We start from the raw sequence: 18,825 nt of genomic DNA, 5'->3' as shown, positions 1-18,825 counted from the left end.
ATGGGTGCGATCGACCTTTACGCCCGCAAGACCGCCGGCTTCGACGAGCGCTTGGCGCGCACCGTCGAGGTCCTGCGCCAGGCCGCCGCGGACTTCGGTCCCGGCGCGCTGCAGTCGACCTCGCTGGGCGTCGAGGACATGGTCATCACCGACCTGATCGCGCGCCACCAGCTCCCGATCGCGCTGGCCACGCTCGACACCGGCAAGCTGCACGCGGAGACGCTGGCGCTGATCCCCCGCATCCAGCAGCGCTACGGCCTCGAGGTCGAGGTCTTCGCCCCGGTCAATGAGCAGGTCGTGCACTTCGTCCGCGCCAACGGCGAGGAGCCGATGTATCGCAGCGTCGAGCTGCGCAAGGCCTGCTGCGGCGTGCGCAAGCTCGAGCCGCTGGCGCGCATGCTGACCGGGCGTACCGCCTGGATCACCGGCCTGCGCCGCGAGCAGAGCGCCAACCGCGCCGAGGTCCCGTTCCGCGAGGAGGATGGCCAGGGCCGCGTCAAGGTCAACCCGCTGGCCGAGTGGACCTGGGCCGACGTCTGGCATTACGTGCAAGCCCACGACGTGCCCTACAACCCGCTGCACGACCAGTTCATGCCCAGCATCGGCTGCGCGCCCTGCACCCGTGCGATCGCGGTGGGCGAGGACTTCCGCTCCGGCCGCTGGTGGTGGGAGGACTCGTCCAAGGAATGCGGCCTGCACGCGACCCACGCCGGACCCGGCGCGACCTCGTCCCTGGACGCCCCGTCGTCTGCCCCCGAATCTGATTCCCAAGCGTCTCCCCTGACGTTCAACGCGACTTCCGGAGCCTCGGCATGAACGCCCCCGTGAACCTCGAACAACTGCTGCCGCTGGCGGACCACCGCCATCTGGATCACCTCGAAGAAGAAGCGATCTTCATCCTGCGCGAGGTCGCCGCGGCGTTTGAACGCCCCGCCCTGCTGTTCTCCGGCGGCAAGGATTCCTGTGTCGTGCTGCGCCTGGCCGAGAAGGCCTTCAAGCGCCGCATCGCCGGCAACGAGTTCGCCGGCAAGCTGCCCTTCCCGCTGGTGCACGTGGATACCGGCCACAACTTCCCCGAGGTCATCGAGTTCCGCGACCGCCGCGTCGCCGAGATGGGCGAGCGCCTGGTCGTCGGCCATCTGGAGGACTCGATCAAGAAGGGCACGATCCGGCTGTCGCATCCGCTGGAGTCGCGCAACGGGCACCAGACGGTGACGCTCCTGGAGACCATCGAGGAGCACCGCTTCGACGTGCTCATCGGCGGCGCTCGCCGCGACGAGGAGAAGGCGCGCGCCAAGGAGCGCATCTTCAGCCACCGCGACAGCTTCGGCCAATGGCAGCCCAAGGAGCAGCGCCCCGAGCTGTGGAACCTGTTCAACACCCGCATCCGTCCGGGGGAGCATTTCCGCGCCTTCCCGATCAGCAACTGGACCGAGCTGGACGTGTGGCTCTACATCGCCCGCGAGAACATCCCGCTGCCCTCGCTGTATTTCGCGCATGACCGCCAGGTCATCCGCCGCAAGGGCCTGCTGGTGCCGCTGACCGACGTGACCCCGCCGGAAGCGGGCGAGACCGTCGAGACCGCGCAGGTGCGCTTCCGCACCGTCGGCGACATGACCTGCACCTGCCCGGTGGAGAGCCCGGCCGCCAACGCCGCCGACATCGTCGCCGAGACCCTGACCGTGACCGTCTCCGAGCGCGGCGCCACCCGCATGGACGACCGCACCTCCGACGCCTCGATGGAGCGTCGCAAAAAGGAGGGCTATTTCTGATGAACGCCGTGAACAAGATCCACCAGTCCGACGTCGACACCACGCACCGCGCGCTGCGCTTCCTGACCGCCGGCAGCGTCGACGACGGCAAGAGCACGCTGATCGGGCGCCTGCTCTACGACAGCCGCGCCATCCTGGCCGACCAGCTGGACACCCTGGCCAAGCGCGCCGCCGGCCAGCCCATCGATCTGAGCCTGCTCACCGACGGCCTGGAAGCCGAGCGCGAGCAAGGCATCACCATCGACGTCGCCTACCGCTACTTCGCGACCAAGCAGCGCAAGTTCATCATCGCGGACGCCCCCGGCCACGAGCAGTACACCCGCAACATGGTCACCGCCGCCGCCGGCAGCGATGCCGCGGTGGTGCTGGTCGACGTGACCAAGCTGGACCTGTCGGCGGACGACGTCCCGCTGCTGCCGCAGACGCGCCGCCACAGCCTGCTGGCCCATCTGCTGCGCGTGCCCAGCATCGTCTTCGCGATCAACAAGATCGACGCCGCCGCGAGTCCCGGCGACGCCTTCCGCAAGGTCTCGGCCGCGCTGGAGAAGTTCGCCTCGGCGGCCGGCATCCGCGTGACCGCGGTGGTGCCCGTCTCCGCGCTGCGCGGCGACAACGTCACCCAGCCGCTCGAGTCGGACTGGTACGACGGCCCCTCGCTGCTGCAGGTGCTGGAATCGCTCCCCACCGTGCAGGAAACCGTGGAGGCGCCGCTGGCGCTCCCCATCCAGTACGTGGCCAAGGACGGCGACGGCACCGGCAACAACCCGCGCGTGCTGTGGGGCCGGATCGCGCAGGGCCAGGTGCGGGTCGGCGACGAGATCCAGATCCTGCCCAGCGGCCAGACCGCGATCGTGGCCGAGCTGCGCCGCGCCGGTGAAGCCGTCGCGACCAGCGTGGCCGGCGAGTCGGCCGGCCTGCTGCTGGACCGCCAGATCGACGTCTCGCGCGGCGACTGGATCGTGGCGCCCGGCGCCGCCCGACCGCGTCGCAGCTTTGAAGCCACGCTGGCCTGGCTGGACACCGAGCCCGCCGTCATCGGTCGCAAGTACTGGGTCCGTCACGGCAACCGCTGGGTCCAGGCCCGCATCACAGCGGTCGATCACCGCCTGGACATCCAGACCCTGGCCGAGACCGAGGCCCATGAGCTCTCCGTCAACGAGATCGGCCACGTCACCGTCGAGCTGCAGGCCGAGCTGCCGCTGCAGCCCTACGCGGACAACCGCGTCGGCGGCGCGCTGATCGTCGTGGACCCCACCAGCAACCGCACCAGCGGCGCGCTGCTGGTCCGCTGAGCGCGTCGCTCAAGCTCGTCGCCCTCAGGCCATCAACAGGAACACGACATGGGACGCGTCCTCTTCGTCAGCGCCGGCCCCGGCGCCGCCGACCTGATCACGCTGCGCGGCGCGCGCGCGCTCGGGCAGGCGGACGTGGTGCTCTTCGACGCCCTGACCGATCCGGCGCTGCGCGAGCTCGCGCCCGAGGCGCGCTGGGTCGACGTGGGCAAGCGCGGCTTCTGCCACTCGACCCAGCAAACCGCGATCAACGCGGCGCTGGTGCGCGAGGCGCTGGCGCATGAGGTCGTCGTTCGCCTGAAGGGCGGCGATGCCAGCGTCTTCGGCCGCCTGGAGGAAGAGCTGATCGCGCTGGCCGAGGCCGGCATTCCGTATGAGATCGTGCCCGGCGTCACCGCCGCGATCGCCGCCGCGGCGCAGACCGGCCGTCCGCTGACGCGGCGCGGCGCGGGCCGCAGCGTCGCGCTGACCACCGCCATGACCCGCGAGGGCGAGCTCCAGGCCGGCAAGTCCGCCGACACCGAGGTTTTCTACATGGCCGGGCAGCAGCTGGCCGCTCTCTCCCGTCGGCTGATCGCCGCGGGCTGGGCGCCGGACACGCCGGTGAGCGTGGTGTCCCGCGCGGGCTGCGCCGACGCGCTGTCCAGCGAGCACGACATCGCCGCGCTGGGCGCCGCCTCCATGCTGCACAAAGGCCGGCCGACCGTCGTGATCGTGGGCGCCGGCGCCGCGCCGTTGACCGGGGCCGCTGAACCCGCGCCCCTGTCGGCCGCCGCGTCCTTGTCCGCGTCCTTGTCCGCGTCAACGGCCGTGTCGTCGCCCGTGTCGAGCGCCCCGACCCCGTCAATCGCCGGGCCTGTCGAGGCCGATTTGGGCGAATACGCGACCAAAGCCCGGAGCCAGACCCTTGGCGTCGGGGGGCCGGATTGGTCGGCACAAACCCTGAACGATTAAAATCCGCCGTTTTCCGTCAGCGCCCACCAAGCTTCAGCCAGGGCAACGCTGATTTCCGAGGGCCCGCCCGCCGGCCCCGCCACTAGAAGAGCCGCTATGACCCACGTCGTCACCGAAGCCTGCATTCGCTGCAAGTACACCGATTGCGTCGATGTCTGTCCCGTCGATTGCTTCCGCGAAGGCCCCAACTTCCTGACCATCGACCCCGATGAATGCATCGACTGCGCGGTGTGCATCCCCGAGTGCCCGGTGAACGCGATCATGCCGGAGGAAGACGTCCCCGGCGATCAGCAGATCATGATCAAGCTGAACGCGGACCTGGCGAAGAAATGGCCCAGCATCACCAAGCGCAAGGCCGCGCTCCCCGACGCCGACGAGTGGAAGGACAAGACCGGCAAGCTCGATCAGCTGCAGCGCTGACCGCCGTCGGTCTCTCATCTCAAGAATGGAAACGCAAGTGACTGAAGCGACCTCCGCCCCGCACGCGGGCGTGATCGAAACCGATGCCGTCATCGTCGGCGCCGGCCCGGTGGGCCTGTTCCAGGTGTTCGAGCTGGGCCTGCTGGAAATCAAGGCCCACATCATCGACTCGCTCGCCTACCCCGGCGGCCAGTGCATCGAGCTCTATCCCGACAAGCCCATCTACGACATCCCGGCGCTGCCGGTGGTCACGGGCAAGGAGCTGACCGACAACCTGATGAAGCAGATCGAGCCCTTCGGCGCGACCTTCCATCTGGGCCAGGAGGTCACCACCGTGGAGAAGCAGGAAGACGGCCGCTTCTTCGTCGCGACCAGCAAGGGCACGCAGTTCCTGACCAAGACCATCTTCATCGCCGGCGGCGTGGGCTCGTTCCAGCCGCGCACGCTGAAGGTCGAGGGCATCGACAAGTACGAGGGCTCGCAAGTCCATTACCGCGTGCGCAACCCGGCGCAGTTCGCCGGCAAGAATCTGGTGATCATCGGTGGCGGCGACTCGGCCCTGGACTGGGCGCTGAACTTCTGCGGCGGCAACGCCGACGGCAACCCGCACAAGGCCGAGAGCGTCATCCTGGTCCACCGCCGCGACGGCTTCCGCGCCGCGCCGGCCTCGGTGGCCAAGATGAAGGAGCTCTGCGACCAGTACGAGATGCAGTTCATCGTCGGCCAGGTCGCGGATCTGGACGAGGGCGAGGATTCGCTCAAGGGCCTGAAGATCACCGGCGGCGACGGCGTCACGCGCGTGGTCCCGGCCGATCAGGTGCTGGTGTTCTTCGGTCTGTCGCCCAAGCTCGGCCCGATCGCCGAATGGGGTCTGGCGCTGGAGAAGAAGCAGATCCAGGTCGACACCGAGAAGTTCCAGACCAGCGTGCCCGGCATCTTCGCGGTGGGTGACATCAACACCTATCCGGGCAAGAAGAAGCTGATCCTGTCGGGCTTCCACGAAGCCGCGCTGGCCGCCTTCGGCGCGATGCCCATCATCAACCCCGAGAAGCGCGTCCACCTGCAGTACACGACCACCAGCCCCAAGCTGCACAAGGTGCTGGGCGTGGAGTCACCGAACTTCGATTGATCCCCGTGCTCGACCGACCTCGCGCCCATGCGGCGTGAGGACGGTCAGGACAAGATCGACAAGGCCCGCCCGGCATCCGCCGGCGGGCCTTGTTCATTGGGGCCGTCATCGGGCCCCGCTCGATCACGGCAGGAACCAGCGCCAGCGCTGGGACGGCGCGGTGTGGACCCGGCGCGCGGGCTGGCGCAGATGCTCCCAGACCGAGGCGCCCAGGCCGGAGGCGATCGCCGTGCGCCGCAGCGCGCCTATCGTGCCCTCGCGGCCTTGCGCGCGCATCAGCGCGGCATAGGCCTCGATCATCCTGACCACCGGCCGCATCCAGTCCTGCGGCGCCCACTCGTGACGCCGCGCGAGCCGGTGATCCAGCGCCTGCGCCTGCGAGCGCGAGGCCAGCAGCACCAGCTCCCACAGCCGGATGTCCTCGTTGTAGGGATCGCGCGGCAACGCATGCTCGACGACCTCGGCCAGCTCGGCCCAGTGCTTGCGGCGGACCAGCGCCACGCACAGGTTGGACAGCGCGTAGAGCGGCACCTGCTGCCGCTCGCGCCAGTCGCTCATCCACTTGAGCGCGTCGGTGTAGAGCCCGAGCGCCACCAGCGCGTAGCCGACCTCGCCCCAGCAGGTCATGTCCTGGCGCAGTCGATCGCCATGGCGGCTCAGCAGCCAGCGCAGCCACAGGTCGTGCTTGTTGTCGACCAGCCAGCGCAGCAGCGCACGATGCAGCAACGGCCCGCGCGCCCGCTTGAGCAGGCGGGTCGCCTTCCAAGCCGCCAGCAAATCACCACCGCCCGCCTCGGACCTCAGCCAGTGGATGGCCAAGCCCGGCGCGCCCTCCCCGCGTTCGATGCGATCACGCTGCCAACTCGCCAGCTCGCTGTGCCAGTTCGCGCCGACCATCTCCTCGCAGGCCAGCTGCGATTGGTTGACGTCGTCGACGCCGAGGTCGACCAGCCGATCCAGCCATTCGAAGGCGAGCGCCTGATTGCCGGAACGGCAGGCTGCGGCGACCGCGCGCCGGGCCAGGCCGGTGCTGGGCTCGCTGGCCCATTGCGAGGCCACCGCCCATTGGATGCTCGCGACGTCGCCGATGCGCTCGGCCGCCTCGCACAGGATGGTCGCGGCAAAGGGATAGTGGCCCTCCAGCTCCACCGCCCGGTGCAGGTCCACGACCGCCTCGGCATGGCGGCCCAGCTTGAACAGCGCGTGGCCCACGTAGGCATGCGGCGCGCCGCGATGCGGCACCAACGCCCGCAGCTGCTGCGCGGCCGCCAGATAGGCGCCGTTCTGATCGCGCGCGTCCTCCCAGTCGGCCAAGTCGCGCCACAGCGATTCGTCGTCCGGCACTTCCTTGAGCAGCGCCCGCATCCGGGACACCGCCTCGGTCCGGTCGCCGCGGCGCCAGGCGCAACGCGCGCCCCAGGCCCTCAGCGCGACCGGCGCCTCGCCCGGCCAGGGCAGCGACTGGAGCAGGGTCTCGATCTCGTCGTGGCGAGACAGGCGAGCCAGGCGCTCGAAGCGCGCCACCCAGGCCGCTTCCATGCGCGGATCCAGCGCGACCGCGCGCTCGGCGGCTGCCAGGGCCTCGGCGTCGTCGCGGCCCTGGCTCGCGCGCACGGTCCACGCGGCCGCGTCGCCGGGGCGGCTGCGCTCGACCTCGTCGACCAACGCATCGAAGTCATGCAAGCGCTCGCCCGTATCGCAGATGCGCCGCACCAGCCCCCAGACCCAAGGCGGACGCGGGTTCAGCAGCAGCGAGCGGCGCGCCTCGCGCAAGGCCTCCTCGGGCCTCTTCTGGCGTTCGTGCAACCAGGCGAGCAAGGCGATCAGATCGTCGTCCTCATGGGCGTGATGCAGCGCGCGCGCGACCACGCGCTCGGCGGCGGCGTAGTCCGGCTGCCCTTCGATCAGCAGGTCCACCTGCTGTCGCACGGCGGAGTTCCATCCCGGCGACATCGCCAGCGCCGCCTCGCACGCCTGCCGCGCGCCGTCCCGGTCGCCCTGCATGCGCAGCGCCTGCGAGAGCTCGAACTGCACCCGCGGCAACGCGGTGAAGCGCCGGCCCGCCTCGCGCAGCAGCCGGCTCGCACGCGAGGCGCGGCCGGTCTCCAGCCACTGCCGAGCCAGCGCCACCCAGACATGCCAGGTCTCCGGCTGGCGGCGCAAGGCCCGCATCAGCTGCCGCGCCACGCGTCCCGGCGGCCAGCCGCGGCCGGCGACCTGCTGGAAGCACAGCCAGCCGTCGCCCAGCACCACCTGCCGGTTGAGTTCCGCCGCCGCATGGTCGACCGCCTCGCGCGCGCGCACCGGATCCGGCGCGCCTTCGACCAGCTGCCGCATCGAGAAGTCGTAATCCGCGTCCAGGGACACCGCGCGCCGCATCTCCGACACGGCGGCGTCATAGCCGTCGCGGCGATGCCGCACATAGCCCAGCACCCCGTGCGCGTCGGCGCGTTCAGGGGTGAGCACGCAGGCGGTCTCGGCCGCGGCCGCCGCCTCGTCGTGCCGGCCCTGCCGGCTGGCCTGGACCGCCCGCTCGCGATGCAGCCAGGCGTCCTGCGGATGGTGCTCGCTCAAACGGTCGAGGACCCGGTTGATGTCCTCGGCGCGATCGGGAATCCATTCATAGAGCAGACGTTGCAAGCCGTAATGCGCCGGATGCTGGGCGACGACCTCGTTCATGGCGGCGACCGCAGCCGCGCGCCCGTCGCGGCGTGACAGCAGCCGCAGCCACAGGCGGCGGTGATGCAGCCCGAAGGGTTGCAGCGCGCAGGCCTCGCCCACCCAGCGCAGCGCGGCGTCGAGCTCGCCGCGCGCCTCGTCCAGCAGCGCGCGCAGCCGCAGCACGTCGGCCGGATGCGCGGGCTGCACGGCGGCGTCCAGCAGCGCCTGCGCCTCCTCCAGACGCTGGCGCTGCAAGCGATGCTCGGCGGCGAAGAGCTTGAGCGCCGCATCGTCCGGCCGTCGCGCCAGCCCGGCCTGCAGCAGGGCCTCGGCCTCTTCGGCGCGTTCGGCGAAATCGAGCTGCCGATGCAGCGTGATCAGCGGCGCGCTGGAGCGGTCGCCCCATTCGCGCTCCCGCTCGCGCAGGAAGGCCAGGCCTTGCGCCTCGCGACCGAGCACGCGGCTGGCCGTCATGTAGGCGCTGGCCGCCGCCTCGTCGGTGGCGAGCAGGCAAGCCGCCCAGCGGAAACACGCGGCCGCGTCGTCGCGCGAGCCATGCGCCCATTCCAGATCGGCCCATTGCCACCAGACCTGCCCGAGCGTCGGCGCCACGCGCAGCGCGCGACGCAGCACGGACCGCGCCTGGTCCGCCTGCCGGCTGTCCTGACCGAGCCGTTCGGCCCAACGCACCAGCAGGTGCGGATCGGCGCCGGGCACGGAGGCGCGTTCCTCGATCACCCGAGAGCTGGCGGCGTGACCGGCAATCGTCATCAGCGAGCCCACCTGGCTGAGCCGCAGATGCGGATCGTCCGGAAACATCGCCAGCAGGGCCTCGGTGCCGGCGAGGATGGCCGGCTCGTTGCCGTCATAGACGGCCATCAATCGGATCGCGCGCCACGCCAGCAGGCTGCCGGGCGAGCGCTGCGCCAGCAGGTCCCGCGCAGCCAGCGCCGCCTCCCGGTCATGGCGCTCCAGCGCGGTCTGCAGGCGATAGAGCTCGTCGTGATCGTCGGCGTCGGGCAGGACAATGCCGTCCAAGCGATGGCGCTGCGACGCGGGCAGCATCACCATCGCGCGCGGTCCGTGCGCCGCCTGCGAGCTGAACAGCGGCTCGGCCTCCATCTCGGCGTGCGCGATCAGGAACGGGTCGCGGATCAGCAGCGTGCCGCGCAAACGGTCATAGCCGGCGACGGCCTGCAGGTGCCCGCTGGCCGAGCCCTTGGTCACCAGCGCGAAGGGCACGCCCGCGTCGATCAGCGCGCAGGCGCTGGTCCAGTCCAGGCGGAAGTCGCGCACGACGAAGCCTTGCTGCTCGGCCCAGACGCGCTGGTTGGCGTCGCTGGTGCCGTCGTAGCAGATGGCCTGGGCGACCTCGAGATGCTCCGCGGGGCAATCCCAGAAATGGCTGAGCGCCGTCAGCGTCGCCGGCGCGCAGGTGGCCCAGTGCTGGCGGATGAAGGGGACGCGCAACAGCACGCGGGTTTCGCCTTGGAGCGCTTTTCCCTGCGGCGTGTCGCCCTGGGACACCTCGGTCTGCGCCACTTCGGCCTTTGCCACTTCGGCCTTTGCCACTTCGGCCTTTGCCACTTCGGCCTGAGCGACCTCGGCCAGACGCTCCGCCAGCCGCGAATAGAAGCCGGTGCCCGGCACCCGCAACGCGGCCTCGCGCGCCTCGGCGTACCGGCCCAGGCGCATCAACGCATCCGCCCGCAGCGCGCTGAGCCGGGCGAGCTCGACCGCATTCGCGCGCGGCATCATGCGTTCGGCCTCGGCCAGCATGGCCAGAACGCCGGGCCAGTCCTCGCGATCAATCAGCAGCTCCGCCAGCTGCATCGGAATCGCCGAGCACTCGGTGTTGGTCACCGCCTCGCGCAGCATCGCGACCGCCTCGTCGCCGCGGCCCAGCATGGACAGCGCCCGCGCCACCACCTGGGTGCCGGCACGATAGCCGGGCAGGATCTCTAGCGCTTCCCTCGCCCGGGCGAGCGCGTCCTCGACCCGGTCCTGGGCCATCAGCGTGTAGCTGTGCTCGATGCGCAGCCAGGGATCGTCGGGCGCGAGCGCGACGGCGCGCTCATGCTCGGCGCACGCGGGGCCGAAGTCCCGCAAGGTGCCGAGCCAGAGCCCCTTGAGCGAATGGTCGTCGGCCTGATCGCCGTCGCTCATGCCGGGCGGCGAGGGCCAGCGGCGCAGCGCCTGCCAGAAGGCGGCCGGGCCGCGCCGCGACATCACTGAGCGCAACAGGTTCAGCCGTGCTTGGGGAAGCTCGGGATGCCGCCGCCCCAAACGCAGCGAAATCGCATCGCCGCGTCGCTCGTCGCCGAGGAAGCGCAAGGCGCGGATCGCGCGGATGAGCCCGTCCGGCGAGCCCTCCGCGATCCATCCGTCGACATGGTCGGCGACCGCCAGGTATTGCCCGAGATCCAGCGATCGATCGATCGCCGACCAATCTTTTTGTGGAGGCACGGGCGCGCCTCCCTCCCTTGTCGTCATGCGGCCGATCCTAGCGAAGCCGCATGTCGATGGGGTCAGGGTTGGCCCGGCGCCCCCTGCAGGCTGGCGGTGGCGCCGACCGGAAGAGCCGGCACCGGCACGCCATTGGCCTGACCCAGCATGCCGGCCAGCGACTGCGCCACGCCGGTGATGCCCTCATTGGACAGGCCCGCGTCCTTCATCACCGCGTCGACGATGGGCTTGGCGATCTGGTACTGCAGCGCCGAGTTCATCACCTGCTCCGGAAAGGTCGCGCCGCCGCCGTGACCGCCACCGCCCGCGCCGCCGTGCCCATGGACCGCGCCGCCGGCGCCGTCGTTGCTCGCGCCCGGCATGCCGTTGACCTGGAAGATGCGGATCGAGTCGATCTTCTCCATCGGGCGGACCGCCTGCTCCAGGATGTTGGGCAGCTGCTGCAGCAGCATGGTGCGGACCTGCAAGTCGATCTGCGCCGCCGACAGCGTGTTCAACGCCTCGTTGATCGCGCGGCGGCCCTCGGCCTCCGCCAGCGCGGCCGCCTGCTTGGCCTGGGCCTCGATGGTCAGCGCCTCGGCGCGGTCCAGCGCGGCCTCCTTCTCGGCCGAAGCGGACACCCGCACCGCGATGGCCAGTTGTTCGGCTTCCTTGGACGCCTCGATCAGCTGGATGCTCTTCTCACGCTCGGCCACCGCGACCTGACGCGCGGTGTTCACCAGCTCCTCGGCCTTCACCATCTCGGCGCGGGCAAGGTTGGCGGCGGCATCGGCGTCGGACTGCTCGCGCGACTTGGTCGCGATCGCGATCTGCGTGTCCTGGCGCGCCATCTCGACCTGCTTGCGCTGCTCGGCGCGCTGCATGTCGGTCTTGCGCTCCATCTCGATCTCGCGCGTCTGCACCGCGAGGTTCTTTTCGATCTCGGCCGACTTGATCTCGCGATCCGCCTCGATGCGCTTCTGGCTGACCTGACGCTCGGCCTCGATCTTGGCGGCCTCGGCCTGCCGTCCGCGCTCGGCCTGCTGCGAGGCGATCAGGGCGATCTGCTCGGCGCGGGTGATCTCGATCTCGCGCTGCTGCGCCAGGGTCGCGAACTCCTGATCTTTCTCGATCGTGAGCTTCTGGCGGGTCGCGTCCAGGTTCTTGGTCCGGACCTGCACCTCGGTGTCCTGCTCGACGTCGTTGCGCTGCTTGCGGCGCGCCTCGGTCTGCTCGGTCAGACGGGTCAGACCTTCCGCGTCGAAGGCGTTGTTCGGGTTGAAGAACTGCTTGTCGGTCTGATCCAGGCTGGTCAGCGACACGGACTCCAGCTCCAGGCCGTTCTTCTCCAGGTCCTCCGCCACGGCGTTCTGCACCGCCTGCACGAAATCGCGGCGCTTGTCCTGCAGCTCCTGGATGGACATGGTCGCCGCCGTCGCGCGCAGCGAGTCGACGAACTTGTCCTCCACCAGCGCCTTGAGCTCATTGGGGCTCATCGTGCGCGCGCCCAGGGTCTGCGCGGCGATGCTCACCGATTCGGCGGTCTGCTTGACCCGCACGAAGAAGGCCGCGGTCACGTCCACGCGCATGCGGTCGCGGGTGATCAGGCTCTCGCGCTCGCGGCGCTGGACCTCGAGCTTGAGCGTGTTCATGTTGACGAGCACGCGCTCGTGGAAGACGGGCAGCACGATGGCGCCGCCATCCATGATGACCTTCTGACCGCCCAGACCGGTGCGGACGAAGGCGGTCTCCTTGGTCGAGCGCTTGTACAGACGCGCGAAGACGATGCCGATGGTCAGCAGCGCGACGAACGCGATGCCGGAGATGATCAACAGCTCGATCAGGTTGTCCATGGACTGAATACTCCCTCTATGAAACTCGAAGACGTGGGCCGGTGAACCCGGCTTTCTGATGCGGTGGAACGCGCCGGGCGCTCGTTCCCCGATGGGTCATGTGGATGGGCTCTGACTGAGCTCTGAAACCGCTGGTGGTCGGCGCGCTACATCAGCGCCGGATGCGGGTTGGCGATGCAGCGATAGAAGGCGCCGGCCTTGCTGACGATCAACACTTGCACGCCCTCGTCGAAGACCTCGTCGTCCAGATCGGGCTCCACCATCAGGTAATGCGAGCGGCCATGCAGGTCCTTGACGCGGGCCTGCGCCGCGAGGCCGCGACGCGCGACGCCGGTCACGACGACGCCGACGCGTCCGACCAGGCTCTGCTCGCTGACCGCGCTGGTCTCATCCTGCGGAATGATGTGCGCGATCAAAGCGCCCAGACCCCGCACGGTGGCCAGCCCGGCCGGCACGGCGGCCAGCCCGGCGATCGCAGCCGGCAGGTAGCCGCCGAACAGCCCGTTCATGACGACCTGCAGGCTGTAGCCGAAGACGGTGTAGCCGGTCAGGAAGAGCAGCAGCAGCACCAGCGCGGGCACCTTGCCCAGGTGCAGCCAGCCCAGCACGCGGTCCAGGCCGGTGTCGCCGCCGAACTCGGGCAGGTGGTTGTCGATCAGGTTGCTGGGGCTGAACGAGATCAGCATGCCCGCGCCCTCCACGAGCGCGATGCCCACGATCAGCGCGAAGCCGATGCCGAACGGCAGGTTCTGCGGCGCGGTGAAGAGGCTCATGGCTTGGCGGCCTTCAGCTGGGCCATGCGCTCGGCGATCTTGTTGTCACGGACCAGGTCGTCCAGCTCCTTGAGCTGCGCCGCCTGCTGAAGGCTGTTCTGGCGCGCCGTGCCGGACAGGCCGGTCTGGCGCTCGTAGACGCGGTCGAACGCGTCCGTGACCTTGCCGATGCGGTGCGCGGCCGTGCCGGTGCCGGCGGGGCTGGTCGCGGTCGCGGCGGCCGTTGCCCGGCTCCTGCGGAACTCGGCCAGCGCGTCCTGCATCTCGCGCTTCTTCGCGAGCAGCGCAGCGACGAAGCCCGTCAGCTCGTTCTCCTGCCTGGCGTGCTCGGCCAGCGTCGTCTCCAGCACGGGCAACTGGGCCTCGATGTCGAGCTGCCGGGCGACGGCGGCGCGCGCCAGGTCCTCGCGGCCGGCGGTCATGGCCTCGTCGATCTGCGCGGCCAGGGTCGCATGCAGCTGGTTGAGGTTGGCGTGCTGGCGCTGCGACAGATGGCGGTTCGCGGAGACCGTGCCCAGTTCATGGCGCACCTCGTCGATGACGGTGTCGGCCTCGCGGATGGACTGCTCCATCGTGGCCTCGGGAGCCTGGTCCTCGATGCGGTCAAGGAGCGCATGGACGCTGCCGGCGATCACGCGGCCGACGCGGGTCTTCAGGGAGTCGGACATCTCAAGATCCTTTCGAGGACGTGGCGGATGGAATCGATTGAGCGAGCTCGAGCGCCGTGCCCAGGTGCTTGCGCACCACCTGCGGGTCGTAGGCCGCGGCGGAGCTCGGGGTGCCCTGGCGCAGCAGGGTCTCGCACAGCGATGTGGCGCGACGGACCAGCCCCTCCTCGAGCTTGCGGGCGTCGTCGGCGTTCTGCGGTGCCTGGCTGATCGCCAGGGCGATCGCGGAGACGAAGTGGTCGAGCAGCAGGCTGACGACTTCGGAGTGATGGCCAGTCTCGCTCTCGATGCGGACCAGCGAGTCGCGCAGCCGCGCGGTCAGGTCGCGGGTCCAGGCGTGGGCGGCGACGTAGTCGAAGGCGCCGTCGTGCTGTCGCTTGAGCTGACCGAGCAGCACGCGCAGCTTGTCGCTGTTGGTCGCGGCGCCCTCGACCTGCAGCTGGGCGAGCCAGAGATAGAGGTCGCTGGGGATGCGGGCCGACAAGGGCTCCATCGAAGGGGGTGAGCTGCTCGCGTTCATGTCGTGTGGGCCTGAAGCGGTGGAATTCGGTCCAGTGTATGCAGATGAATTCATCCGTCAACGGATGGTGTCATTCGCATTTCCTGCGATTGCCACAGGATTCTTCGATGGACCGCTCGCTGTCAGAGGGGAGCAGTGGACCGGGCCGCGGCGGGCGGGTCAATCACCCTCCCCCATCGGTGGGAGAGGGTCGGGTCATGCCCTGTGGAGGTGCGGATGGGTGAATCCGGAGGAGGTTTGCGCAGGATCAAGGCGAAGGCCGCCGGATGCTCGGACAGTGGTGGGTCTGCCGAAAGGCGCTTGCAGCAGTGCAACCATTGCACCAGAATTCATGCCTACCATCGCTCGCCTGCCCAAGTCTCAGATTCGCATCTTCGGGAAGGAGCACCCGCCGCCTCACTTTCACATCCGGGCCAATGACGGAAGCAAGGCTGCCGTGACGATCATGACGCTCCGTGTGCTCGCGGGTGAGATCCCTCAGCCCGCCCTCTCTGAAGCCTTGCAGTGGGCCGAGGCGAATCGCTTGCTGTTGATGCGGCTATGGAAGGAGAACAACCCTTGAACGCCCCTCATTTCACGCTCACCGCCGTTGAACCGACGTCTCGGGCATCGTTGCTTCTCACGTTCGCGGACGGCGCGGCGTATGAAGTGAATCTCGTGGAAGTGATTCAGAAGCACCCCCTGCTCGCCCCCCTGAAGGTCCAGGAGACCTTTGAGACCGCTCGCCTGGGCGAGTTCTGCGACACAGTCTGTTGGGCGGACGATGACAACCTCGAGTTGGCCTCGGACAACCTTCGTGCCATGGGCGTAGAGCAGGCCGGTGGCGTCTCCCACGAGTTCATCTGGCGCTGGATGTACGAGCACGACCTGAGCCTCGACGCCGCCGCCGCGGCGTTGGGGATGTCTCGTCGGATGCTCGCCTACTACCGAAGCGGCGCAAAGCCGGTCCCGCGCACGGTGGCGCTCGCTTGCCTGGGCTGGGCGGCCCTGAAGAAGCGCCGCTCATCCAAACCCTTGCCGATTCCGCTCGCGGCGTAGGCGGCGGAGTCGCCCAAACGACTCCGCCCCGCGATCGCGAAGCGATCAGCGGGGCGGTTGGATGGGAACAGCCCGCGATGGGCCGTGGAGCGCGGGCTCAGCCCACCTTGTTCTTCAGCTTGCCTTTGGGCATGACGGCCGTCGTCGGTGCGACGGGCCGATCGGAGACGGAGGACGATTCCTTGGAATTGCCGCTGTCCTTCTTGGGCTTCATCTTGGCCTTGTCGTTGCGCTGCTCGCCTTTTGGCATCTTGAACTCCTCTTCAAAAGCGTCCGATGTGATTCGATCATCGCCGCGATCCGCAGCGATTGGCGCGCACTCTACTACTGCCAGCGCGGAGGCTGAATCAACCGACGCTTAAGGTCGATGCGCCAGGCCATTCGCCCGACCGCTAGAATCTCCCCCGCTCGCCGGCCCGTTCGGCGAGTTTCGCTAGGGGTGCCGGTCTTCCTGATCGGCTGAGAAAGTCCCTTTGAACCTGTTGGCGCGTGCCGCAAGGCGCGCGTCAAAGTCTCCTTCAAGAGACTTGAGGTAATCCTCGCGCAGGGAAGCACGCCATCAGACACCTCCGTGTCGCCCACGCCGCCTTCTCATCGGCGTGTCCGGTCTGCCCACCTGCCATCGCATTCATGGCTCCGGCACATCGATGGCACTCTCGTCCAAGCTCCACCCGCTCTCCCTCAACCGCCTGGCGCTCGCGCTGATCGCCGGCGGCGTCTGCCTGCACGCGGCCGCGCAGTCCGCCGCGCCCGCTGACTCGCCCTCCGCCGGCGGCAGCACCGCCCTGCCCGGCGTCGTCGTCAAGGGCGCCTCCGAAGTGCCGCTCACCGTGGGCGGCTTCGGCGACACGCCCATCGCCAAGCTCCCGATGCAGGCCAGCATCGTCAGCTCGGAACGCATGACCGACCGCGGCCTCATCAGCCTGGCCGGCCTGACCTCGCTGGACGCCAGCGTCGGCGACGCCTACAACTCGGCGGGCTACGTCTCTTATTTGAAGATTCGCGGTTTCGACCTCGACAACCGCTTCAACTACCGCCGCGACGGCCTGCCCATCAACGCCGAGACCGCGATCTCTCTCTATAACAAGAGCAGCCTGGAAGTCCTCAAGGGCACCAGCGGCATCCAATCCGGCACCAGCGCGCCCGGCGGCCTGGTCAACTTCGTCGTGAAGCGGCCCACCGTGGAGCTCACCAGCGTCACGCTGGCCGCGAGCGATCGCGGCACCCTGGACACGTCCATGGACTGGAGCCGCCGCTTCTCCGACGGCCATGGCAACGACAAGGCCTTCGGCCTGCGCGTGAATGTGGAGGCGGCCAAGCTGCGTCCGCAACTGCATGACGCCGAAGGCGACCGCTGGCTGCTGGCGGCCGCCGGCGACTGGCGCGTCAGCCGCGAGACGCTGGTCGAGGCCGAGGTCGAGCTCAGCCGCCAGAGCCAGCCCAGCCAGCCCGGCTTCAGCCTGCTCGGCAGCACGCTGCCCGACGCCAAGTCCATCGACCCCCGCACCAATCTCAACAACCAGTCCTGGAGCCAGCCCGTCGTTTTCGAGGGCCGGACCGCGTCGCTGCGCGTCACGCATCAGCTCAACGCCGACTGGAAGCTGCAGGCCCATGGCGCGATCCAGCGCCTGGTGACCGATGACCGCCTCGCCTATCCCTTCGGCTGCACGGCGAGCGACGGGACCTATTACGGGAGCAGCTACTGCCCCGACGGCACCTTCGATCAATACGACTTCCGCAGCGACAACGAGCACCGCAACTCCGAGGCGCTGGACTTGTCGGCGCAGGGCAAGCTGGACATCGCCGGCATGCGGCACGACCTGACGACGGGGGTGCTGTTCTCGCGCTTCCGCAGCCGGCTACAGGGCCAGGCCTACAACTACGCAGGCACCGGCAACATCTGGGGCACGCTGCCGACGGTGGCCGATCCCTCGCTGACCGGCACCAACACCGACCGCACCGAGCGCAGCACCGAGCTCTATCTGCGCGACGCCGTTCAGCTGAGCGAGCGCTGGCAGGGGTGGCTAGGCCTGCGCCACACGCGCCTGAAGCGCGACAGCTGGCTGGTGAATGCCGCGCCCGGCGGCGAGAACCCCACCAGCTACAGCCAATCGCTGACCACGCCGTGGCTGGGCGCGAGCTACGCGATCGATCCGCAGCTGATGGCTTATGCAAGCTGGGGTGAAGGCGTCGAGTCCGACGTCGCGCCGAATCGGCAGGAGTACGCCAACAAGGGCCGCGCCCTTCCCGCCATTCGCAGCAAGCAATGGGAGTTCGGCTTGAAGTCGGGCAGCCGCGCGGTGGACTGGTCGGTCAACTACTTCGACATCCGCAAGGCGGCGACGCGCGACGTCGACACAGGCGGCGGTTTGGTCTCGCGCATGCTGGACGGGACGCAGCATCACCGCGGCATCGAGGCGCAGGCCGATCTGAAGTGGACCGGTGGCGGCCTGCTGGCCAGCGCGATGAAGCTGCGCGCTCGCATCGAGGGCAGCAGCGATGCCAGCCTCAACGGTCTGAAGCCGGCCAACGTGCCGGAGACCTCGGTGAAGCTGCAGGCGCATCAGAACGCGGGCCTCGCGGGGCTGGAGCTGCAAGCGGGTCTGGTCTACGAGGGCAAGCGCATGGTGCTGCCGGACAACTCGATCGGCATCCCGAGCTGGACGCGTCTGGACCTGGGCGCGAAGTACGAGCAGAACGTGGGGCGGCAGCTGCTGATCTGGCGAGTGGGCGTGGACAACGTGACGGACCGTCAGGCGTGGCGGGAGTCGCCGTTCCAGTACGGACATGCCTACCTGTATCCGCTCGCCAATCGCACATGGAGAGCATCGGTGGAGTGGGTCTTGTAAGGGTCTAGATTTTCTGTGTATACTCTTAGGCTCTGATCCCCGATAGCTCAGTCGGTAGAGCGCCGGACTGTTAATCCGTAGGTCCCTGGTTCGAGCCCAGGTCGGGGAGCCAAGATCAGAAGAGAAGTTCTCCGGGACTTCTCGAAAACAAGCCAGAGTCCCACCGAAGGTTCTGGCCAAAGAATTCAGATCGATAGGATCTGAAAACCAACAATTCCTCGATAGCTCAGTCGGTAGAGCGCCGGACTGTTAATCCGTAGGTCCCTGGTTCGAGCCCAGGTCGAGGAGCCAAATCAAAGCCCCATTCGCGAAAGCGGATGGGGCTTTTTCTTGGTTCTTCGCCGATGTGCGGGGAAGAACGAGACGCGGCCAGGTGCCGCACCTGCTAAGTTGAAGTTGTCGAGACTCACTTTCGCAGGGGGCAGCCATGGCCGCGTCCCAGTGTATTTCT

Annotated in this window: 15 protein-coding genes and 2 tRNA genes; 11 read left to right on the top strand and 6 right to left on the bottom strand. The window is 68.9% G+C overall.

Annotated features, from left to right (window positions below):
* The 6 genes from ABDW59_RS17265 (at position 1) to ABDW59_RS17240 (ending at position 5,567) form a co-directional block, all read left to right on the top strand.
* Positions 1–816, top strand: coding sequence for a phosphoadenylyl-sulfate reductase (locus tag ABDW59_RS17265; protein WP_343631287.1), 816 nt, complete (start codon positions 1–3; stop codon positions 814–816).
* The gene (gene cysD, locus ABDW59_RS17260; RefSeq protein WP_343631285.1) at positions 813–1,772 is read left to right on the top strand and encodes a sulfate adenylyltransferase subunit CysD; all 960 of its coding nucleotides are present in this window, start codon (positions 813–815) and stop codon (positions 1,770–1,772) included. The genes ABDW59_RS17265 and cysD overlap by 4 nt, the downstream gene beginning before the upstream one ends.
* Positions 1,772–3,064 (top strand): GTP-binding protein, encoded by a 1,293-nt coding sequence (locus ABDW59_RS17255; protein WP_343631283.1) that lies wholly within the window; start codon positions 1,772–1,774, stop codon positions 3,062–3,064. The genes cysD and ABDW59_RS17255 overlap by 1 nt, the downstream gene beginning before the upstream one ends.
* A 48-nt stretch (positions 3,065–3,112) precedes the next feature.
* Positions 3,113–4,018: a uroporphyrinogen-III C-methyltransferase gene (cobA, locus tag ABDW59_RS17250; protein WP_343631281.1), complete on the top strand. Its 906-nt coding sequence runs from the start codon at positions 3,113–3,115 to the stop codon at positions 4,016–4,018.
* A 96-nt stretch (positions 4,019–4,114) separates the two neighbouring features.
* Positions 4,115–4,438: a ferredoxin FdxA gene (gene fdxA / locus ABDW59_RS17245; protein ID WP_343631279.1), complete on the top strand. Its 324-nt coding sequence runs from the start codon at positions 4,115–4,117 to the stop codon at positions 4,436–4,438.
* Between the two features lie 25 nt (positions 4,439–4,463).
* Positions 4,464–5,567, top strand: a complete 1,104-nt coding sequence (locus ABDW59_RS17240) for an NAD(P)/FAD-dependent oxidoreductase (protein ID WP_343631277.1) — start codon at positions 4,464–4,466, stop codon at positions 5,565–5,567.
* A 123-nt stretch (positions 5,568–5,690) separates the two neighbouring features.
* Here ABDW59_RS17240 and ABDW59_RS17235 read toward each other — a convergent pair whose 3' ends face one another.
* The 5 genes from ABDW59_RS17235 to ABDW59_RS17215 form a co-directional block, all read right to left on the bottom strand.
* Positions 5,691–10,694 carry a C39 family peptidase gene (locus tag ABDW59_RS17235; RefSeq protein WP_343631275.1) on the bottom strand — a complete coding sequence of 1,668 codons (5,004 nt, stop codon included), beginning with the start codon at positions 10,692–10,694 and terminating at the stop codon, positions 5,691–5,693.
* Positions 10,695–10,756: 62 nt separating this feature from the next.
* On the bottom strand, positions 10,757–12,526 hold the full coding sequence (locus ABDW59_RS17230; RefSeq protein ID WP_343631273.1) for a flotillin domain-containing protein: 1,770 nt from the start codon (positions 12,524–12,526) through the stop codon (positions 10,757–10,759).
* A 146-nt stretch (positions 12,527–12,672) separates the two neighbouring features.
* Positions 12,673–13,299: a YqiJ family protein gene (locus tag ABDW59_RS17225; RefSeq protein WP_343631271.1), complete on the bottom strand. Its 627-nt coding sequence runs from the start codon at positions 13,297–13,299 to the stop codon at positions 12,673–12,675.
* The gene (locus ABDW59_RS17220; protein ID WP_343631269.1) at positions 13,296–13,967 is read right to left on the bottom strand and encodes a PspA/IM30 family protein; all 672 of its coding nucleotides are present in this window, start codon (positions 13,965–13,967) and stop codon (positions 13,296–13,298) included. The genes ABDW59_RS17225 and ABDW59_RS17220 overlap by 4 nt, the downstream gene beginning before the upstream one ends.
* 1 nt (position 13,968) lies before the next feature.
* Complete coding sequence (locus ABDW59_RS17215) at positions 13,969–14,487, bottom strand: hypothetical protein (RefSeq protein WP_343631267.1); 519 nt, start codon at positions 14,485–14,487, stop codon at positions 13,969–13,971.
* Between the two features lie 331 nt (positions 14,488–14,818).
* Here ABDW59_RS17215 and ABDW59_RS17210 point away from each other — a divergent pair, with 331 nt between their 5' ends.
* Positions 14,819–15,049: a DUF4160 domain-containing protein gene (locus ABDW59_RS17210; protein ID WP_343631265.1), complete on the top strand. Its 231-nt coding sequence runs from the start codon at positions 14,819–14,821 to the stop codon at positions 15,047–15,049.
* Positions 15,046–15,525, top strand: coding sequence for a DUF2442 domain-containing protein (locus ABDW59_RS17205; RefSeq protein ID WP_343631263.1), 480 nt, complete (start codon positions 15,046–15,048; stop codon positions 15,523–15,525). Before ABDW59_RS17210 ends, ABDW59_RS17205 begins: the two co-directional genes overlap by 4 nt.
* Before the next feature lie 97 nt (positions 15,526–15,622).
* On the opposite strand, the gene ABDW59_RS17200 is transcribed toward ABDW59_RS17205, so the two are convergent.
* Complete coding sequence (locus tag ABDW59_RS17200) at positions 15,623–15,775, bottom strand: hypothetical protein (protein WP_343631261.1); 153 nt, start codon at positions 15,773–15,775, stop codon at positions 15,623–15,625.
* 397 nt (positions 15,776–16,172) lie between these two features.
* On the opposite strand from ABDW59_RS17200, the gene ABDW59_RS17195 reads away from it, so the two are divergent.
* The 3 genes from ABDW59_RS17195 to ABDW59_RS17185 all read left to right on the top strand — a co-directional run bounded on the left by ABDW59_RS17195 (position 16,173) and on the right by ABDW59_RS17185 (position 18,665).
* Entirely contained in the window at positions 16,173–18,374 is a 2,202-nt protein-coding gene (locus tag ABDW59_RS17195; RefSeq protein WP_343631259.1) for a TonB-dependent receptor, read from the top strand.
* 36 nt (positions 18,375–18,410) lie between these two features.
* Positions 18,411–18,486: transfer RNA gene (locus tag ABDW59_RS17190), tRNA-Asn, on the top strand.
* A gap of 103 nt (positions 18,487–18,589) precedes the next feature.
* Positions 18,590–18,665, top strand: a tRNA-Asn gene (locus tag ABDW59_RS17185).
* Positions 18,666–18,825: the final 160 nt, after the last annotated feature.

Origin of the sequence: Roseateles sp., from assembly GCF_039595295.1 — a bacterium.
Classification (GTDB): domain Bacteria; phylum Pseudomonadota; class Gammaproteobacteria; order Burkholderiales; family Burkholderiaceae_C; genus Roseateles.
The sequence above is the reverse complement of the archived record's forward strand: the minus strand, read 5'-3'. Positions and strand labels throughout refer to the sequence as shown.

Bases quoted from the DNA above. Each gene is read 5' to 3' on its own strand.
- ABDW59_RS17265 (WP_343631287.1), top strand. From the start codon at position 1: ATGGGTGCGATCGACCTTTACGCCCGCAAGACCGCCGGCTTCGACGAG.
- cysD (WP_343631285.1), top strand. From the start codon at position 813: ATGAACGCCCCCGTGAACCTCGAACAACTGCTGCCGCTGGCGGACCAC.
- ABDW59_RS17255 (WP_343631283.1), top strand. From the start codon at position 1,772: ATGAACGCCGTGAACAAGATCCACCAGTCCGACGTCGACACCACGCAC.
- cobA (WP_343631281.1), top strand. From the start codon at position 3,113: ATGGGACGCGTCCTCTTCGTCAGCGCCGGCCCCGGCGCCGCCGACCTG.
- fdxA (WP_343631279.1), top strand. From the start codon at position 4,115: ATGACCCACGTCGTCACCGAAGCCTGCATTCGCTGCAAGTACACCGAT.
- ABDW59_RS17240 (WP_343631277.1), top strand. From the start codon at position 4,464: ATGGAAACGCAAGTGACTGAAGCGACCTCCGCCCCGCACGCGGGCGTG.
- ABDW59_RS17230 (WP_343631273.1), bottom strand. From the start codon at position 12,526: ATGGACAACCTGATCGAGCTGTTGATCATCTCCGGCATCGCGTTCGTC.
- ABDW59_RS17225 (WP_343631271.1), bottom strand. From the start codon at position 13,299: ATGAGCCTCTTCACCGCGCCGCAGAACCTGCCGTTCGGCATCGGCTTC.
- ABDW59_RS17220 (WP_343631269.1), bottom strand. From the start codon at position 13,967: ATGTCCGACTCCCTGAAGACCCGCGTCGGCCGCGTGATCGCCGGCAGC.
- ABDW59_RS17215 (WP_343631267.1), bottom strand. From the start codon at position 14,487: ATGAACGCGAGCAGCTCACCCCCTTCGATGGAGCCCTTGTCGGCCCGC.
- ABDW59_RS17210 (WP_343631265.1), top strand. From the start codon at position 14,819: ATGCCTACCATCGCTCGCCTGCCCAAGTCTCAGATTCGCATCTTCGGG.
- ABDW59_RS17200 (WP_343631261.1), bottom strand. From the start codon at position 15,775: ATGCCAAAAGGCGAGCAGCGCAACGACAAGGCCAAGATGAAGCCCAAG.
- ABDW59_RS17195 (WP_343631259.1), top strand. From the start codon at position 16,173: ATGGCACTCTCGTCCAAGCTCCACCCGCTCTCCCTCAACCGCCTGGCG.